At 58.2% G+C, this 16,484-nt stretch carries 17 protein-coding genes; 15 read left to right on the top strand and 2 right to left on the bottom strand.

Annotation, left to right across the window (positions count from 1 at the left end; genetic code table 11):
• The 15 genes from ACR3EG_RS13760 to ACR3EG_RS13690 all read left to right on the top strand — a co-directional run bounded on the left by ACR3EG_RS13760 (nt 1) and on the right by ACR3EG_RS13690 (nt 15,242).
• Complete coding sequence (locus ACR3EG_RS13760) at nt 1–417, top strand: MAPEG family protein (protein WP_209198548.1); 417 nt, start codon at nt 1–3, stop codon at nt 415–417.
• Nucleotides 418–901: 484 nt separating this feature from the next.
• Nucleotides 902–1,306: a DUF5333 domain-containing protein gene (locus ACR3EG_RS13755; RefSeq protein WP_480496517.1), complete on the top strand. Its 405-nt coding sequence runs from the start codon at nt 902–904 to the stop codon at nt 1,304–1,306.
• A gap of 5 nt (nt 1,307–1,311) precedes the next feature.
• Nucleotides 1,312–3,333, top strand: a complete 2,022-nt coding sequence (gene nuoG / locus ACR3EG_RS13750; RefSeq protein WP_480496516.1) for an NADH-quinone oxidoreductase subunit NuoG — start codon at nt 1,312–1,314, stop codon at nt 3,331–3,333.
• A 204-nt stretch (nt 3,334–3,537) separates the two neighbouring features.
• A complete protein-coding gene (gene nuoH / locus ACR3EG_RS13745) occupies nt 3,538–4,575 on the top strand; it encodes an NADH-quinone oxidoreductase subunit NuoH (protein ID WP_170352620.1) in 1,038 nt (345 codons plus the stop codon).
• A 1-nt stretch (nt 4,576) separates the two neighbouring features.
• Nucleotides 4,577–5,071, top strand: a complete 495-nt coding sequence (nuoI, locus tag ACR3EG_RS13740) for an NADH-quinone oxidoreductase subunit NuoI (protein ID WP_039524264.1) — start codon at nt 4,577–4,579, stop codon at nt 5,069–5,071.
• Nucleotides 5,068–5,478: a carboxymuconolactone decarboxylase family protein gene (locus ACR3EG_RS13735; protein ID WP_170752155.1), complete on the top strand. Its 411-nt coding sequence runs from the start codon at nt 5,068–5,070 to the stop codon at nt 5,476–5,478. The genes nuoI and ACR3EG_RS13735 overlap by 4 nt, the downstream gene beginning before the upstream one ends.
• Nucleotides 5,475–6,077 (top strand): NADH-quinone oxidoreductase subunit J, encoded by a 603-nt coding sequence (locus tag ACR3EG_RS13730; protein ID WP_170752153.1) that lies wholly within the window; start codon nt 5,475–5,477, stop codon nt 6,075–6,077. The genes ACR3EG_RS13735 and ACR3EG_RS13730 overlap by 4 nt, the downstream gene beginning before the upstream one ends.
• A gap of 8 nt (nt 6,078–6,085) precedes the next feature.
• A complete protein-coding gene (locus ACR3EG_RS13725; protein WP_480496511.1) occupies nt 6,086–6,532 on the top strand; it encodes a hypothetical protein in 447 nt (148 codons plus the stop codon).
• On the top strand, nt 6,529–6,834 hold the full coding sequence (gene nuoK, locus ACR3EG_RS13720; RefSeq protein WP_005984024.1) for an NADH-quinone oxidoreductase subunit NuoK: 306 nt from the start codon (nt 6,529–6,531) through the stop codon (nt 6,832–6,834). The genes ACR3EG_RS13725 and nuoK overlap by 4 nt, the downstream gene beginning before the upstream one ends.
• A gap of 7 nt (nt 6,835–6,841) precedes the next feature.
• Nucleotides 6,842–8,983: an NADH-quinone oxidoreductase subunit L gene (gene nuoL / locus ACR3EG_RS13715; RefSeq protein WP_480496509.1), complete on the top strand. Its 2,142-nt coding sequence runs from the start codon at nt 6,842–6,844 to the stop codon at nt 8,981–8,983.
• Entirely contained in the window at nt 8,983–10,527 is a 1,545-nt protein-coding gene (locus ACR3EG_RS13710) for an NADH-quinone oxidoreductase subunit M (RefSeq protein ID WP_480496507.1), read from the top strand. The genes nuoL and ACR3EG_RS13710 overlap by 1 nt, the downstream gene beginning before the upstream one ends.
• Before the next feature lie 13 nt (nt 10,528–10,540).
• Nucleotides 10,541–11,983, top strand: coding sequence for an NADH-quinone oxidoreductase subunit NuoN (gene nuoN / locus ACR3EG_RS13705; RefSeq protein ID WP_209198530.1), 1,443 nt, complete (start codon nt 10,541–10,543; stop codon nt 11,981–11,983).
• 54 nt (nt 11,984–12,037) lie between these two features.
• Nucleotides 12,038–12,787, top strand: coding sequence for a biotin--[acetyl-CoA-carboxylase] ligase (locus tag ACR3EG_RS13700; RefSeq protein ID WP_480496505.1), 750 nt, complete (start codon nt 12,038–12,040; stop codon nt 12,785–12,787).
• Between the two features lie 11 nt (nt 12,788–12,798).
• Nucleotides 12,799–13,578 (top strand): type III pantothenate kinase, encoded by a 780-nt coding sequence (locus ACR3EG_RS13695; protein ID WP_480496504.1) that lies wholly within the window; start codon nt 12,799–12,801, stop codon nt 13,576–13,578.
• Complete coding sequence (locus ACR3EG_RS13690) at nt 13,575–15,242, top strand: ribonuclease J (RefSeq protein WP_480496502.1); 1,668 nt, start codon at nt 13,575–13,577, stop codon at nt 15,240–15,242. Before ACR3EG_RS13695 ends, ACR3EG_RS13690 begins: the two co-directional genes overlap by 4 nt.
• An 8-nt stretch (nt 15,243–15,250) precedes the next feature.
• On the opposite strand, the gene ACR3EG_RS13685 is transcribed toward ACR3EG_RS13690, so the two are convergent.
• Together ACR3EG_RS13685 and ACR3EG_RS13680 are read right to left on the bottom strand one after the other, a co-directional pair.
• Nucleotides 15,251–15,952 (bottom strand): NUDIX hydrolase, encoded by a 702-nt coding sequence (locus tag ACR3EG_RS13685; RefSeq protein ID WP_480496500.1) that lies wholly within the window; start codon nt 15,950–15,952, stop codon nt 15,251–15,253.
• 28 nt (nt 15,953–15,980) lie between these two features.
• Nucleotides 15,981–16,376 carry a DUF983 domain-containing protein gene (locus tag ACR3EG_RS13680; protein WP_480496498.1) on the bottom strand — a complete coding sequence of 132 codons (396 nt, stop codon included), beginning with the start codon at nt 16,374–16,376 and terminating at the stop codon, nt 15,981–15,983.
• Between the last annotated feature and the right edge of the window lie 108 nt (nt 16,377–16,484).

Genomic DNA, 16,484 nt, shown 5'->3' with positions numbered 1-16,484 from the left:
ATGGAGACCTTTGCAGAATACGGTCATGCTGTTGCATCGGTGGTGATTTTCACCCTGGTCGTGCTGTTTATGGCTCCGTTCACAGCCCTGGCAAAGCAGGGCAAAGGACTTGCGCCCGGTGCAACGCCTGAACAGGACTACTCGGATAAGGCGTATCGTCTGAACCGTGCCTATCTGAATGGGACCGAAACACTGCCTGCCTATGTGGCCGTAACGTTCGCCGCTATTCTGATGGGTGCCAATCCATTCTGGGTAAATCTGTTGGCTTCGCTTGCCTTGGTTGCACGGCTGGTAATGCTGTTTGTCCATATTCGTGGATTTGGTCGTCCAAACAGTGGCTTAAGGTCCGTTCTCTACGTGATTGGCTGGGCTTGTATGGTCGTAATGGGCATCATTGCACTGGTGGCGGCGTTCTGATGGTGGCAAGGCGGATGCATCGGAACAAGACCCTTGGGGCAGGCGTAGTCCGGTCGGTCGCCGTTGGGGCGTTATTTGCGGTCTCGGCCTGTGGACTGATAACCCCATCTTCGGATCAGGTTAGGTTTGATGGCCAGTATTTCCGCACCAAGGTGAAGCCGGTCGACAAAAAAAGGTCACCTACAGAATTCACAGTGGTGGTCAACGGCGTCTCTGCTTCCTTGGACGGGGCCCGTGAGGCAGGACGCTTTGAAGGAACAAAGTTCTGTATCACCAGTTTTGGGTCATCTCGCATTGACTGGGCTGTTGGTCCGGACACCGAGCCTGAAAAGTTGCGCGTGGTAGACGACAAATTGACCTTTGCAGGGCGGTGTCGCCGTCCATGATGCAGATGCAGACATATCATGCTGGGTTGCGGCGGGCGTTATTGCATAACGTCCAGTCCGCAGGTCGTCTTGGTGGAACCAAGACGAAAGGATGTGTCATGCAAGGACTAAAAGCTCTGACGGTTTTCGCAGTATTGGGCATGCCTGCCCTGGCTGAGGCGAAACCGCCTTTGCGCGAAGTCAAAGAGATTGACGACGAACTCTATTACATCGCGATCGCAAACGAGATTTCGGAACTCTGCCCGTCGATCAGCGGACGCCGTCTGAAAGCGATTGGTGTGATGTGGGACCTTAGGTCCAAAGCGAACAAACTGGGGTATTCGGACACGGAAATCCGGGCCTATGTGGACTCGGACGCCGAAAAGGACCGTATGCGCGCTAAAGGCGAAGCGTATCTGGCCGCCAATGGCGTATCTTACGACAACCCCACTTCCTTTTGCTCGTTGGGCAAAAAGGAAATCGATAGAAACAGCGCCATTGGCGTGTATTTGAGGGCGAACTGAAAGCCATGTCTGACCTCCGCAAAGTGAATATCGACGGGCAGGAAATCGAAGTTGATGGCTCGATGACCCTGATCCAAGCTTGTGAAGAGGCCGGGGTCGAAGTCCCGCGTTTCTGCTACCACGAGCGTCTTTCTATTGCCGGAAACTGCCGGATGTGTCTGGTCGAAGTCGTCGGTGGGCCGCCGAAACCGGCGGCGTCCTGCGCGATGCAGGTGCGCGACCTGCGTCCGGGGCCGGAAGGTCAGGCACCGGTGGTCAAGACGAACTCGCCCATGGTTAAGAAGGCCCGCGAAGGGGTGATGGAGTTCCTGCTGATCAATCACCCGCTGGATTGCCCCATCTGCGATCAGGGTGGCGAATGTGATCTGCAGGATCAGGCGATGGCCTACGGTGTTTCGGGCTCGCGCTTCAAAGAAGCCAAGCGCGCGGTTGATGATCTGGATTTGGGGCCATTGGTCGGCACCGCGATGACGCGCTGCATCAGCTGCACGCGCTGTGTGCGCTTCACCACCGAGGTTGCCGGGATCACCCAGATGGGCCAGACCGGGCGCGGTGAAGACGCCGAGATCACCTCGTATCTGAACGAGACCCTGCAATCGAATCTGCAGGGGAACATCATTGACTTGTGCCCGGTTGGGGCGCTGACCTCGAAGCCCTATGCCTTTACCGCCCGTCCGTGGGAGCTGACCAAGACCGAAAGCGTCGATGTCATGGATGCTCTGGGCTCAAACATTCGCGTAGATACCAAGGGACGCGAAGTGATGCGGTTCCTTCCGCGCAACCATGATGGCGTGAACGAGGAATGGATCAGCGACAAGACGCGGTTTGTCTGGGATGGGCTGCGTCGCCAGCGTCTGGACAAGCCTTACGTGCGTGAGAATGGCAAATTGCGCCCGGCGACCTGGCCCGAGGCTTTGACCAAAGCCGCCGAAGCGCTGAAAGGAGCCGAGAAACCCGCCGGTATCGTGGGAGATCTGGCCCCGGTTGAGGCTGCGTTTGCCCTGAAACAGATGATCGAGGGGCAGGGCGGTGTTGTCGAATGCCGTACCGACGGTGCCAAGTTGCCTGCGGGCAATCGCGGGGCTTATGCCGGCACCGCCGCGATCGAAGATATCGACTCGGCAGAGCGTATATTGCTGATCGGCACCAACCCGCGCGACGAAGCGCCGGTTCTGAACGCGCGTATTCGCAAAGCGTGGGCGCATGGGGCCGAGGTGGCCCTGGTCGGGCCCGCCGCCGAACTGACGTATCCCTACCACCATATGGGTGACGACCGCGCCGCCCTGCAGGCTGCGCTGGATATGGGCGGTGATGATGAGATCAAGGGTAAGCCGTCACTGGTGATCGTTGGTCAGGGTGCGTTGCAAGAGGCTGACGGGGCCGCCGTTTTGGCCGCGGCTCAAGCCATTGCCGCCAACACCGAAAGCGGCCTGATCGTTCTGCACACCGCAGCATCGCGTGTCGGCGCAATGGACGTGGACGCGACGAACGACAGTGGCATGGACGCAGTCAGCGCTGCAGACGTGATCTACAACCTCGGCGCGGATGAGGTCGAGATTGGTGAGGGTGCCTTTGTCATCTATCAGGGCAGCCACGGAGATCGGGGTGCACACCGTGCCGACGTGATCCTGCCTGGCGCGGCCTACACCGAGGAAAACGGCCTGTTCGTCAACACCGAAGGCCGCCCGCAACTGGCCATGCGTGCTGGCTTTGCGCCCGGTGAGGCCAAGGAAAACTGGGCGATCCTGCGTGCGCTCTCGGCCGAGCTGGGTGCCACATTGCCTTTCGACTCGCTGGCGCAATTGCGCACCACTCTGATCGAGGCGGTTCCACATCTGGCCCGCGTTGATGAGGTGATCGAGAACGAAGCTCAGGTGTTGGATGCAGGTCCGCTAGGCAAGGCAACCTTCCGATATGCCGTCAAGGATTTCTATCTGACCAACCCGATTGCCCGGGCGTCGCAGTTGATGGCCGAGCTCTCGGCGCAGGCGCTGGCTCTTAAATCCGAGAAGATTGCAGCGGAATGAACCAGAACTGTTTCATATCGCAGGGTAAGGCGACTGCCGGGCGGCAGTACGCCGCGCCTGATTTGTGTGTGAAACTCAAGATTAAGGGTGGCGCAATGGCGACAGATGCTGTTTACACCAACGCGCCGACCCAGCCGCTTAATGCGCAGGCATCTGGCCTTCGTATCGCGCGCGTAAAACGGAATACCCACGGTGTGAGGACCAATGGCTGAATTCTTTAACACCCCAGGCGGAATAGCCATCATCATTCTGGCGCAAGTGCTTGCAGTCGTTGCCTTTGTGATGATCTCTCTGTTGTTCCTCGTCTATGGCGACCGCAAGATTTGGGCAGCGGTCCAGATGCGCCGGGGGCCCAACGTGGTGGGTGTCTATGGCCTGCTGCAATCGGTGGCGGATGCGCTGAAATACGTGGTGAAAGAGGTTGTCATTCCAGCCGGCGCCGACCGCACGGTCTTTATGCTGGCGCCGCTGACATCCTTCGTGCTTGCGATGATCGCCTGGGCGGTGATCCCGTTCAACGATGGCTGGGTTCTATCCGACCTGAACGTGGCGATCCTTTATGTCTTTGCCGTATCGTCGTTGGAAGTTTATGGCGTGATTATGGGTGGTTGGGCGTCGAACTCAAAGTACCCATTCCTTGGGTCACTGCGGTCTGCGGCGCAGATGATCTCGTATGAGGTCTCGTTGGGCCTGATCATCATCGGCGTGATCATCTCGACCGGGTCGATGAATTTTGGAAACATCGTCGAGGCACAGGACGGTCGGTTTGGCTTCTTCAGCTGGTACTGGCTGCCACATTTCCCGATGGTGTTCCTGTTCTTCATCTCGGCGCTGGCCGAAACCAACCGACCACCCTTTGACCTACCCGAGGCGGAATCGGAACTGGTGGCAGGCTATCAGGTCGAATACTCGGCCACACCCTTCCTGCTGTTCATGGCAGGTGAATACATCGCCATCTTCCTGATGTGCGCGTTGATCTCTCTGCTGTTCTTTGGTGGCTGGCTGTCGCCGATCCCCGGCCTGCCGGATGGCGTTTTGTGGATGGTCGCCAAGATGGCGTTCTTCTTCTTCCTCTTCGCGATGGTCAAGGCGATCACGCCCCGCTACCGCTACGACCAGCTGATGCGTCTGGGGTGGAAGGTGTTCCTGCCATTCTCGCTGGTATGGGTGGTTTTCGTGGCCTTCGCGGCGAAATTCGACTGGTTCTGGGGCGCGTTCGCCCGTTGGAGCGTAGGAGGCTGATATGACCCAAATCGACTATACCCGCGCCGCCAAATACTTTCTGCTGCAGGACTTCTGGGTCGGGATGAAGTTGGGGTTGAAGTACTTCTTTGCCCCCAAGGCCACCGTGAACTACCCGCATGAAAAGGGACCGCTGTCCCCTCGTTTTCGTGGTGAACACGCTCTGCGTCGTTATCCAAACGGCGAAGAACGCTGCATCGCCTGCAAACTGTGCGAGGCGATCTGCCCGGCTCAGGCCATCACCATCGACGCCGAACCGCGCGAAGACGGCAGCCGCCGCACCACGCGGTATGATATCGACATGACCAAGTGCATCTATTGCGGCTTCTGTCAGGAGGCCTGCCCGGTCGATGCCATTGTCGAAGGTCCGAATTTCGAATTCGCCACGGAAACCCGCGAAGAGCTGTTCTACGACAAGGAAAAACTGCTCGACAACGGTGAGCGCTGGGAAGCCGAGATCGCCCGCAATCTGGAAATGGATGCGCCGTACCGATGAATGACACGCCGACAAATCCGTTCGAGCTGATGATGCGTCAGGCTCAGGACATGGCCAAAGCCATGAACCCGGCGATGGAGAACTTCTCGCCCAAAGGGTTCGAGGCGCTTTGGCCGACCATGCCCAAAGAAATCATGGAGATGATGTTCGGCAACACCGTCAACAAGGACGGGCTGGACGCCAAAACCCGCCTGTTGCTGACGCTGGCCGGGCTGACCTGTCAGGGCGCGCAGGCCGATACCGCGGTGCGTCAAACCGTGCGTCACGCTCTGGAAGCCGGGGCCAGAAAACAAGAGATCGTGGAAACGATCGGTCAGATGTCGGTGTTTGCTGGCATCCCGGCCATGACCCGCGCGCTTGATCTGGCGCAAGAGGTCATGGACGACAACAAGGATGAGGATCAATGACCGTCTTTGCCTTTTATCTGTTTGCCATCAGCGCCATCACCGGCGGGCTGTTCACGGTGATCAGCCGCCAGCCGGTTCACTCGGTGCTGTGGCTGATCCTGTCCTTCCTGTCCTCGGCGGGGCTGTTCGTGCTGCTGGGGGCTGAATTCGTGGCGATGCTGTTGATCATCGTCTATGTGGGCGCGGTCGCGGTGCTGTTCCTGTTCGTAGTGATGATGCTGGACGTGGATTTTGCCGAGCTCAAGGCCGAGATGGCGCGTTATATGCCGTTGGCCCTGCTGATCGGTCTGGTCATTCTGATGCAGTTCGTCATGGCCTTCGGGGCATGGGACAGCGCGCAGGGTGTTGAGGCCAATCTGGCGCAACCGGTTCCGACCGACCGCCACAATACCGAGGCTCTGGGCGTCATCCTGTACGATCAATACTTCCTTCTGTTCCAACTGGCGGGCTTGATCCTTCTGGTGGCAATGATCGGTGCCATCGTGCTGACCCTGCGCCACCGTCAAGACATCAAGCGTCAGGACATCATCGGCCAGATGATGCGCGACCCGGCCAAGGCGATGGAGCTGAAGGACGTGAAACCGGGGCAGGGGTTGTGAGATTGGCGATGGCTTTTTCTGCACTAATTAGCTCGGTTTCGATGTTAAGCGCCGAAGATACCGAAGGTTTGGAGCCGCTTCCTCCTGAAGTGTGCATTGGCTTCGATGGTTCTTTCGATTTCAGTGTTCCGGGTGTCTACGATTGGTGGATTGCTGAAGAGGTTGGTTGCCCGAACCCAGGTTTCCATTGGACCGTAATGTCATGCACATCGGGTGAAACACTGGATGTCAGAGTTAGCGGTAAGCGATCGGACGGGCAGCAGATTGATTTCAATCCCGAGATACAAGAATTGCGGGAAAAATATGCCAATCTAGATACCCCGCCTGACATCAACATTGTTTTTGATGATCTTACGGCTCTTGGCGCGGAACCGATTGTTCGCGGAGAGAGACTCGATCCGGGGAAATTCTGTAAAACGGGAACAGTCTCAGACGAAGGCGAGGCGAAGCTATGATCGGACTTGAACACTATCTTACGGTCGCGGCGACGCTGTTCGTCATCGGCATCTTCGGTCTCTTCCTGAACCGCAAGAACGTCATCATCCTGCTGATGAGCATCGAGTTGATGCTTTTGGCGGTGAATATCAACCTCGTGGCGTTTTCCAGTTTCCTCGGCGATCTGGTCGGGCAGGTATTTACCTTGTTCGTGCTGACCGTTGCGGCGGCCGAGGCGGCGATTGGTCTGGCCATTCTGGTCTGCTTCTTCCGCAACCGTGGCACCATCGCGGTTGAAGACGTCAATATGATGAAGGGCTAAGAGAACTATGGAAACCACCATCCTCTTTGCCCCGCTGGTGGGCGCATTGATCTGCGGCTTTGGCTGGCGGTTCATTGGTGAGAAAGCTGCCATGTGGACGGCCACGGGCCTGCTGTTTCTGGCCTGTCTTCTGTCGTGGATCGTGTTCTTCACCTTCGACGGCGTGACGCAACAGATCGAGATCATGCGCTGGATCGAGAGTGGCTCGTTGTCGACAAGCTGGGCCATCCGTCTGGACCGTCTGACCGCGATCATGCTGATCGTGGTGACGACCGTCTCAGCGCTCGTGCACCTCTATTCCTTTGGCTACATGGATCACGACCCGCAGTGGCGTGAAGGCGAAAGCTATAAGCCGCGTTTCTTCGCCTATCTGTCCTTCTTCACCTTTGCGATGCTGATGCTGGTGACGGCGGACAATCTGGTGCAGATGTTCTTTGGCTGGGAAGGCGTGGGTGTCGCTTCATACCTGCTGATCGGGTTCTATTATCGCAAGCCATCGGCCAATGCGGCTGCGATGAAGGCATTCATCGTCAACCGGGTCGGAGATTTTGGCTTTGCGCTGGGGATTTTCGCGCTGTTCTTCCTGACGGACAGCATCAACTTCTCGGACATCTTCGCCTCGGCGCCCGCCTTGGCCGAAGAGAAACTGCACTTCCTGTGGGGCGAATGGACCGCTGTTGAGGTCATCTGCGTGCTGCTGTTCATCGGCGCGATGGGGAAATCGGCGCAGTTGATCCTGCACACATGGCTGCCGGACGCGATGGAAGGCCCGACGCCCGTTTCGGCCCTGATCCACGCCGCGACCATGGTCACGGCCGGTGTGTTCCTGGTCTGCCGCATGTCGCCGCTGATGGAGTTCGCTCCGGGTGCGACCGGGTTCATCACCGTGCTGGGCGCAACGACTGCGTTCTTTGCCGCGACCGTGGGTCTGGTTCAGACCGACATCAAGCGCGTTATCGCCTATTCAACCTGTTCGCAGCTGGGTTACATGTTCGTGGCCGCAGGTGTCGGCATGTATTCGGCGGCGATGTTCCACCTGTTCACACACGCGTTCTTCAAGGCGCTGTTGTTCCTTGGGGCAGGCTCTGTGATCCACGCCATGCATCATGAACAAGAGATGACCGAATACGGTGGGCTGCGCAAAAAGATCCCCTATACGTTCTGGGCGATGATGATCGGCACGCTGGCCATCACAGGTGTCGGCATCCCGCTGACGCATTTCGGTTTCGCTGGCTTCCTGTCGAAAGATGCGATCATCGAGAGCGCCTATGCCGGTGGGTCCTCCTACGGCTTCTGGCTGCTGGTCGTAGCGGCGGCGTTTACGTCCTTCTACAGCTGGCGTCTGATCTTCCTGACCTTCTACGGCACGCCGCGCGGCGACAAGCATACGCACGACCATGCGCATGAAAGCCCGATGGTCATGCTGGTGCCGCTGGGCGTTCTCTCGCTGGGCGCGGTCTTTGCGGGCATGATTTGGTACGGCAACTTCTTCGGCCACGCGGACAAGGTGGGTAAGTTCTACGGTATTCCGGTGGCTGAGGCGTCCGAGCATGCCGAGGCTGGTGATCACGGCACAGCCGACGCGCATGGCGATGATAGTCACGCTGATGCAGGCCACGGCGACGATCACGCGGATGAAGGTCATGGTGAAAAGGATGCTCATGGCGATCATCACTATGTCTTCGCGGGTGAGCCGGGCGAGGGCGCGCTGTATATGGCGCCGGACAACCATGTGCTGGACGATGCGCATGCGGCGCCTAAGTGGGTCAAGTTTTCACCCTTTGTGGCCATGCTGTTGGGCTTTGCGATGGCCTATTGGTTCTACATCGTGAACCCATCGCTGCCAGGACGCCTGGCTCAGAACCAGCGGCCGCTGTACCTGTTCCTGCTGAACAAATGGTACTTTGACGAGATCTACAACGTGATCTTCGTCAAACCCACCGTGGCGCTTGGCCGGTTCCTGTGGAAACGCGGTGATGGCAACACCATTGACGGCTTCCTGAATGGTATCGCGATGGGCGTTGTTCCCTTCTTCACCCGCCTCGCAGGCAAGGCGCAGACGGGCTACATCTTTACTTATGCCTTCTGGATGGTCTTGGGGATTGCAGCCCTTGTCACCTGGATGTCGATCGGCGGAGGCGCACACTAATGGATAATATCCTCTCGATCGTTACTTTCATCCCCGCTGTGGCAGCGGCCATTCTGGCCCTGTTCCTGCATGGGGATGACGATGCCGCGCAGCGCAACGCGAAATGGGTCGCGCTGGTGGCGACCACGGTGACGTTCCTTGTCTCGATCGGCATCTATACGGGCTTTGACTCCTCAAACACCGGCTTTCAGATGGTGGAAGAGGGCGAGTGGCTGCTGGGCCTGAAATACAAGATGGGCGTGGACGGCATCAGCGTGTTGTTCGTGCTGCTGACCACCTTCATCATGCCGCTGACGATTCTGGCCAGCTGGAATGTGACCGACCGGGTCAAGGAATACATGATCGCCTTCCTGCTGCTGGAAACGCTGATGCTGGGCGTGTTCATGGCACTGGATCTGGTGCTGTTCTACCTGTTCTTCGAGGCCGGTCTGATCCCGATGTTCCTGATCATCGGTATCTGGGGCGGGGCGAACCGCATCTATGCCAGCTTCAAGTTCTTCCTCTATACCTTCCTCGGCTCGGTGCTGATGCTGGTGGCGATGGTTGCGATGTATGCGGATGCGGGCACCACGGATATCGAGGCGCTGATGAGCCATCAGTTCTCGTCTGAAAGCTTCAGCGTGATGGGTGTCTATGTGGTCGGCGGAATGCAGACGCTGATGTTCCTGGCCTTCTTCGCGTCCTTCGCGGTGAAAATGCCGATGTGGCCGGTGCATACTTGGTTGCCGGACGCGCACGTTCAGGCCCCGACGGCGGGGTCGGTCGTGCTGGCGGCGATCCTGCTGAAGATGGGCGGCTATGGCTTCCTGCGGTTTAGCTTGCCGATGTTCCCAGTGGGCTCGGCGGTGATGACCGATCTGGTGCTGTGGATGTCGGCGATTGCGGTTGTCTACACCTCGCTGGTGGCGCTGGTGCAGGAGGATATGAAAAAGCTGATCGCCTATTCCTCGGTCGCGCATATGGGTTTTGTGACCATGGGTATTTTTGCGGCGAACCAGCAGGGGATTGATGGCGCGATCTTCCAGATGATCAGCCATGGGTTCATCTCTGCTGCACTGTTCTTGTGCGTCGGCGTGATCTATGACCGCATGCACACCCGCGATATTGACGCTTATGGCGGCTTGGTGATCCGGATGCCCGCTTATGCGCTGGTCTTCATGCTGTTCACCATGGCGAATGTCGGCCTGCCGGGAACCTCGGGCTTTATCGGCGAATTCCTGACCCTGATGGGCGCCTTCCAGGTAAACACATGGGTAACGGCAGTGGCTGCGACCGGGGTGATCTTCTCGGCCGGCTATGCACTGTGGCTATACCGTCGCGTGGTCTTTGGCGATCTCATCAAGGAAAGCCTCAAAGCGATGACTGACATGACCTCGCGCGAACGGCTGATCTTTGCGCCGCTGATCGTGATGACAATCCTGCTGGGCGTTTATCCGTCGCTGGTGACCGATGTGATCGGCAACTCGACCGCCGCACTGATTTCGAACTATGACACGGCTCTGGCCGCGGCTGAGGCCGTGATCCAGACAGCCGCTTCGCATTAAGGGAGCTTCGGAGATGATCCAAGCTGATCTGACAATCATCCTGCCAGAGATCGTGCTGGCCGTATATGCGATGGCGGCGCTGATCGGGGCTGTCTACACCACAAAGGACGGGCTTGCCCCGGTTCTGATCTGGGTGACCTCGGGCCTGATGGCGCTGCTGGCGATCTGGATCGCCACCAATGGCGACGGTGTGAACGTGGCCTTCAATGGCATGTTCGTCGATGACGGTTTCTCGCGCTTTGCCAAGGTTGCGATCCTGCTATCTGCGGCAGCCGTTCTGTTGATGAGCCAGGATTACATGTCGCGTCGCGGGCTGTTGCGGTTCGAATACCCCTTGCTGGTGGCACTTGCCGCCGTGGGTATGATGATGATGGTCAGCGCCGGTGATCTGATGTCCCTTTACATGGGGTTGGAGCTGCAATCGCTGGCGCTGTACGTCGTGGCCGCTCTGCGCCGCGACAGTGCGAAATCGACTGAGGCCGGCCTGAAGTATTTCGTTCTGGGCGCGCTAAGCTCGGGCCTGCTGCTGTATGGAGCGTCGCTGGTTTACGGCTTCACCGGGACCACGCTGTTCTCGGGCATCATCCAGACGGTCCATCACGGCGACGTCTCGGTTGGCCTGCTGTTTGGTCTGATCTTCCTGATCTCGGGTCTGGCCTTCAAGGTCTCGGCGGTGCCGTTCCATATGTGGACACCGGATGTGTACGAAGGCTCCCCCACGCCGATCACCGCCTTCTTTGCCACTGCGCCCAAAGTGGCCGCGATGGCGCTGTTTGCGCGGTTGCTGCATGACGCGTTCGGCGGCGTGATCAAGGACTGGCAGCAGGTGATCGTTCTGCTCTCGGTCCTGTCGATGCTGTTGGGTGCGGTGGCTGCGATTGGGCAGCGTGACATCAAGCGACTGATGGCGTTTTCGTCGATTGCGCATATGGGCTATGCGTTGATCGGTCTGGCGGCGGGTACTGAAATGGGCGTCAAGGCGATGCTGATGTATCTGGCGATCTATGTGACCATGAATATCGGCACCTTTGCGTTCATTCTGATGATGGAGCGGGACGGTAAGCCCGTCACGGATATTGACGCGCTGCGGCAGTATTCCAAACGTGACCCGGGCAAGGCGCTTGCGGTTCTGATCCTAATGTTTAGCCTTGCCGGCGTCCCGCCAATGCTGGGCTTCTTCGCCAAGTTCGGCGTCTGGCAAGCAGGTGTCAGCGCGGGCCTGACGGGTCTGGTGATCGTGTCGGCCATCGCATCCGTCATCGGTGCATTCTATTACCTGCGGATCGTGTTCTACATGTATTTCGGAGAAGAAAACGAAGACCCGATTGAAACGCGGTCGACGCCTGTTCTGTGGGTCGCCCTGATGGGGTCGGCTGCTTTGATGCTGGTGGGAATTTTCTATCAGTTTGGTGTTGAAGGCGCGGCAGCTGCTGCTGCGGCGACGCTTGTCAATTAACCCTGAAATCACACAAATCAGAGGGGCTCGGTCGTTGGACCGGGCCTTTTTGACATGACGGATTGGCCGCAAGGTTACGGTTTGCATGTGTTGCAAACGGTTGACAGTACGTTGAACGAAGCTGCTCGCATCGCACCAACGGCGACGGGGCCGGTATGGATCATGTCCTATAACCAAACCGCGGCGCGTGGACGTCGGGGTCGTGCATGGGCCAATCCCGTTGGAAACTTGGCTGCCACTTTATTGATGCGACCAAGTGGTAATCCCGAACAGGCAGCGTTGCGGAGCTTTGTTGCAGCCCTCGCTCTGTTTGATGCCTGTGTTGCTGTCTCGGGGCGGTCCGATGGGCTGTCTTTGAAATGGCCAAATGATGTGCTGCTGAACGGCGGAAAACTTGCGGGGATATTGCTGGAGGGTACGGGCCAAGGGCGCGACCTGTCTCACTTGGCGATTGGGATCGGGGTCAATCTGTCTCAGTCCCCACCAACCGACGCGCTGGAGGAGGGTGCGGTCCGACCCGTTTCGCTTTTGTCCGAGACCGGCGCAGACGTCATGCCCGAGGATTTCCTGACAGAATTGGCCGCCGCGTTTGCTCGCTATGAGACGCAGTTCGTGACTTATGGGTTCGAGCCGATCCGTACGGCATGGTTGGATCGGGCCGCGCGTTTGGGCGAAGTGATTACTGCCAAAACAGCGACATCCGAAACGGTGGGCACTTTTGAAACGGTGGACGCCAGCGGCAACCTTGTCCTAAACACCGCCAAAGGCCGGGTCGCGATCCCAGCCGCCGACGTGTATTTCTGAGAGGAACGCAAATGCTTTTGGCTATCGATTGCGGCAACACAAACACTGTTTTTTCGATCTGGGATGGCAAGCAGTTTCTGTGCACCTTGCGCACCTCGACCCATCATTCCCGCACGGCAGATGCCTATTTCACATGGTATTCGACATTGGTGAAACACTACGAGATCGAGGCGGACATCACCGATGTAGTGATCGCCTCGACCGTGCCGCGCGTGGTGTTTAACCTTCGTATTTTCGCGGATCGGTTCTTTGGTTGCCGCCCGTTGGTCGTTGGCAAACCTGAATGCCTTTTGCCGGTGGCCCCGCGCATTGATGAGGGCACTATTCCAGGACCGGACAGGCTGGCCAATGCGGTCGGGGCTTTCGACAGGCATGGCGGAGACGTTGTGGTGGTCGACTTCGGGACTGCCACCAATTTCGATGTTGTGGCCTCGGATGGTGCCTACGTTGGGGGCATCATTGCGCCGGGCGTGAACCTCAGCCTTGAGGCGCTTCACCAAGGTGCTGCGGCGCTGCCGCATATTGATATCACGCGCCCCGACAAAGTCATTGGTACGAATACAGTTGGCTGCATTCAATCCGGCGTGTACTGGGGGTATTCCGGCTTGATCGAAGGACTGATTGCGCGGATCAAGGCTGAGTACGGCCATCCGATGAAGGTTGTCGGAACCGGGGGGCTTGCCCCACTGTTTGATCAGGCGGATGTAGGGTTTGACGCGATCGAAGATGATCTGACGATGCACGGACTGACCGTGATCCATCGCTATAACAAGGAAAATGGCTCAACATGAGCAGTGAACGACTGATCTATCTGCCGCTGGGCGGTGCAGGTGAAATCGGCATGAACGCCTATGTCTACGGCTATGGAAAGCCGGGGCAGGAAAGGCTGATCCTCGTCGATCTTGGCGTGACCTTTCCGGATATGGATACGACGCCGGGCGTCGATTTGATCCATGCCGATATCTCTTGGCTGCAAGAGCGGGCCGACCGGCTGGAAGCGGTTTTTGTGACCCACGCGCATGAGGATCACGTCGGCGCAGTGGCCCATTGCTACGAGGCTTTGGGTGCCCCGGTTTATGCGCGCGCTTTCACCGCCAATATTGCACGCCGCAAAATGGAAGAGCATGGCCATCCCGAGGATGCGGTTCAAACGGTTTCGCCCTGGCCCGAGCAGGTTCAGGTGGGGCCGTTCTCGGTGGGTTTCCTGCCGGTCTCGCATTCGATCCCGGAAAGTGCGGCGTTGGTAATAGATACGCCAGCGGGACGGATCGTACATTCAGGTGACTTCAAGCTGGACACCAACCCGGTGGTGGGTGAGCCTTTCGACGCCGATTTGTGGGCCGAGATTGCCAAACCGGGCGTCAAGACGCTGGTTTGTGACAGCACCAATGTATTCTCGTCCCATGACGGACGATCGGAATCCGAGGTTGGCCCCGAGATCACCAAGCTGGTCGAAAGCGCCGAAGGGATGGTTGTTGCAACCACCTTCGCGTCCAACGTTGCGCGAGTGAAAACCCTGGCCGAGGCGGGGCAGCGGGCTGGACGCTCGGTTGTGTTGCTGGGCCGCGCGATGCGCCGCATGATTGAGGCAGCGACCGAAACGGGTATCCTGTCGGATTTCCCCAAAGTCATCAGTGCAGAAGAGGCGGCGGATGTACCGCGTCAAAACCTGATGCTGATCGTGACCGGCAGCCAAGGTGAGCGCCGCGCCGCAAGCGCGCAGCTTGCACGTGGCAAGTATCGCGGTCTGGAACTGAAAGAGGGCGATCTGTTCCTGTTTTCGTCGAAAACCATTCCGGGCAACGAGCGGGGCGTGATCTTCATCATCAACCAGCTTAGCGAAAAAGGTGTGGATGTTGTCGATGACAGCTCGGGTCTGTATCACGTGTCGGGCCATGCCAACCGTCCCGATCTTGAGAGGGTACATGCACTGATCAACCCGCAGATCGTGATCCCGATGCATGGTGAGCATCGTCACCTGCGCGAGCACGTCAAGCTGGCTAATTCTGGCGGCCGAACAGGTGTTTTGGCGGTGAACGGAACCATGTTGGACCTGATTGGCAACGCGCCGAAGGTGGTCGACTATGTGGAAACGGGGCGAACGTATCTGGACGGCACGGTGAAAGTCGGCGCGCTGGACGGTGTTGTTCGTGACCGTATCCGCATGGCGCTGAATGGCCACGTGACTGTGACGGTTATTCTGGACGAAGAAGACGAGCCGCTGGGCGAGCCGTGGTGCGACACGATGGGCTTGCCCGAAGTGGGATCGTCTCGAGCCGGGTTGGTTGAAGTTCTCGAAGAAGATCTGAACCAATTCCTGATGCGCGCGGATACCAAAACTCTGCGTGACGATGACAAGCTGGAAGAAGCCATGCGCCGCATCGTGCGTCAGACTGCAAAAGCTGAGATTGGTAAAAAACCCGAAGTCACGACTGTTATCAGCCGGATGAAATAAGCCCGACCTCAGTCGGTCAGAGGCATCGGATAGCCTTTGAGTTTCAAGAACAGACTTTCCTCTTCCTGATTTAGCAGGAAGGGGACTGATGTCGGCGGCGCTGGGTCTGATACGCGCGCTGCAATCTCGGCCAACACGACCTCGGTGATAAAGGGCAGATCAAACTCGCGCGCGCGATCCAGCGGCACCCATTGCAGGTGAGACAGCTCATCCGAGGCGCGTGAGAAGTCGTCCAGGTCGCCCTGTACCGCCGAAGCATCGACAAGGAAAAACCGCGCATCGAACCGCCGAGGGCGACCCGGAGGCGTCACCGCGCGAAATACGAATTGCAGCGTTTGGGCCGTTGGGCGAAAACCTAGCTGGGCAAACTCGGCCCAATCTTCCGGTGGCTGTCCGGGCCATGTGCCGGGTTGACCCAGAACCAGGCCGGTCTCTTCCCACAACTCGCGGATTGCGGCGGCGGCAAGCGCATTTTGCAGACCCGCCTCCGCCCGCTCGGACAGGCGGTCATGGCACAAGTCGGATAGGGCTGTCGCCAATTCGACATTGGCGTCTTCGGCGTCAACCGCGCCGCCCGGAAAGACAAACTTGTTGGGCATGAAAGCGGCTTTCGCGCCCCTTTGCCCCATCAGGATCGAGGGGTTTGACAAACGGTCGCGCAGAACAATGACCGTTGCCGCGTTGCGGATGGCGGTCTTGTCCTGGGTCATGTGCGGATCAATCCGGCGGGAGCGTTCATTACGCGTTCTCAAATCCATGCATGCGGCGCGCCCATTGATAGGCCACAACGGCCCCTTTCAGGCGCGGCAGCAAGAACAGCGACAACGCCGTACAACCGATCGCAAAAATCAGGAACATGGTCAGCGGTTCAGGTCGGAACTCGACATAAGTCACGTGCAACGCAGGGGCCAGAAGGTGACCGACCAGTAGGATCGTCAGATAGGCAGGGCCATCGTCGGCGCGGTGATGAAACAGCTCTTGCCCGCAATTCGAGCAGCTATCATTCACTTTCAGATAGCCGTGCAGCAGCTTGCCCTCACCACATTTCGGGCAACGGCCGCGAAAGCCTTTCAGCAGTGCCGGTTTGGTGGCGCGTTCCGCCTCGGGCTGGGCGTCTATCGTTTGATCTGTCATTGAGAGACTCATGAATTTGAATGGACGGATATTGCGCATCTTTTGTGCAACTTAAAAGGGGGGTGCGTCGCTTTGCATCGCTGTTTTTTTCTGGGAATTTTAAAAGTT

It is taken from the genome of Ruegeria sp. AM7, assembly GCF_056535965.1.
The sequence above is the reverse complement of the archived record's forward strand: the minus strand, read 5'-3'. Positions and strand labels throughout refer to the sequence as shown.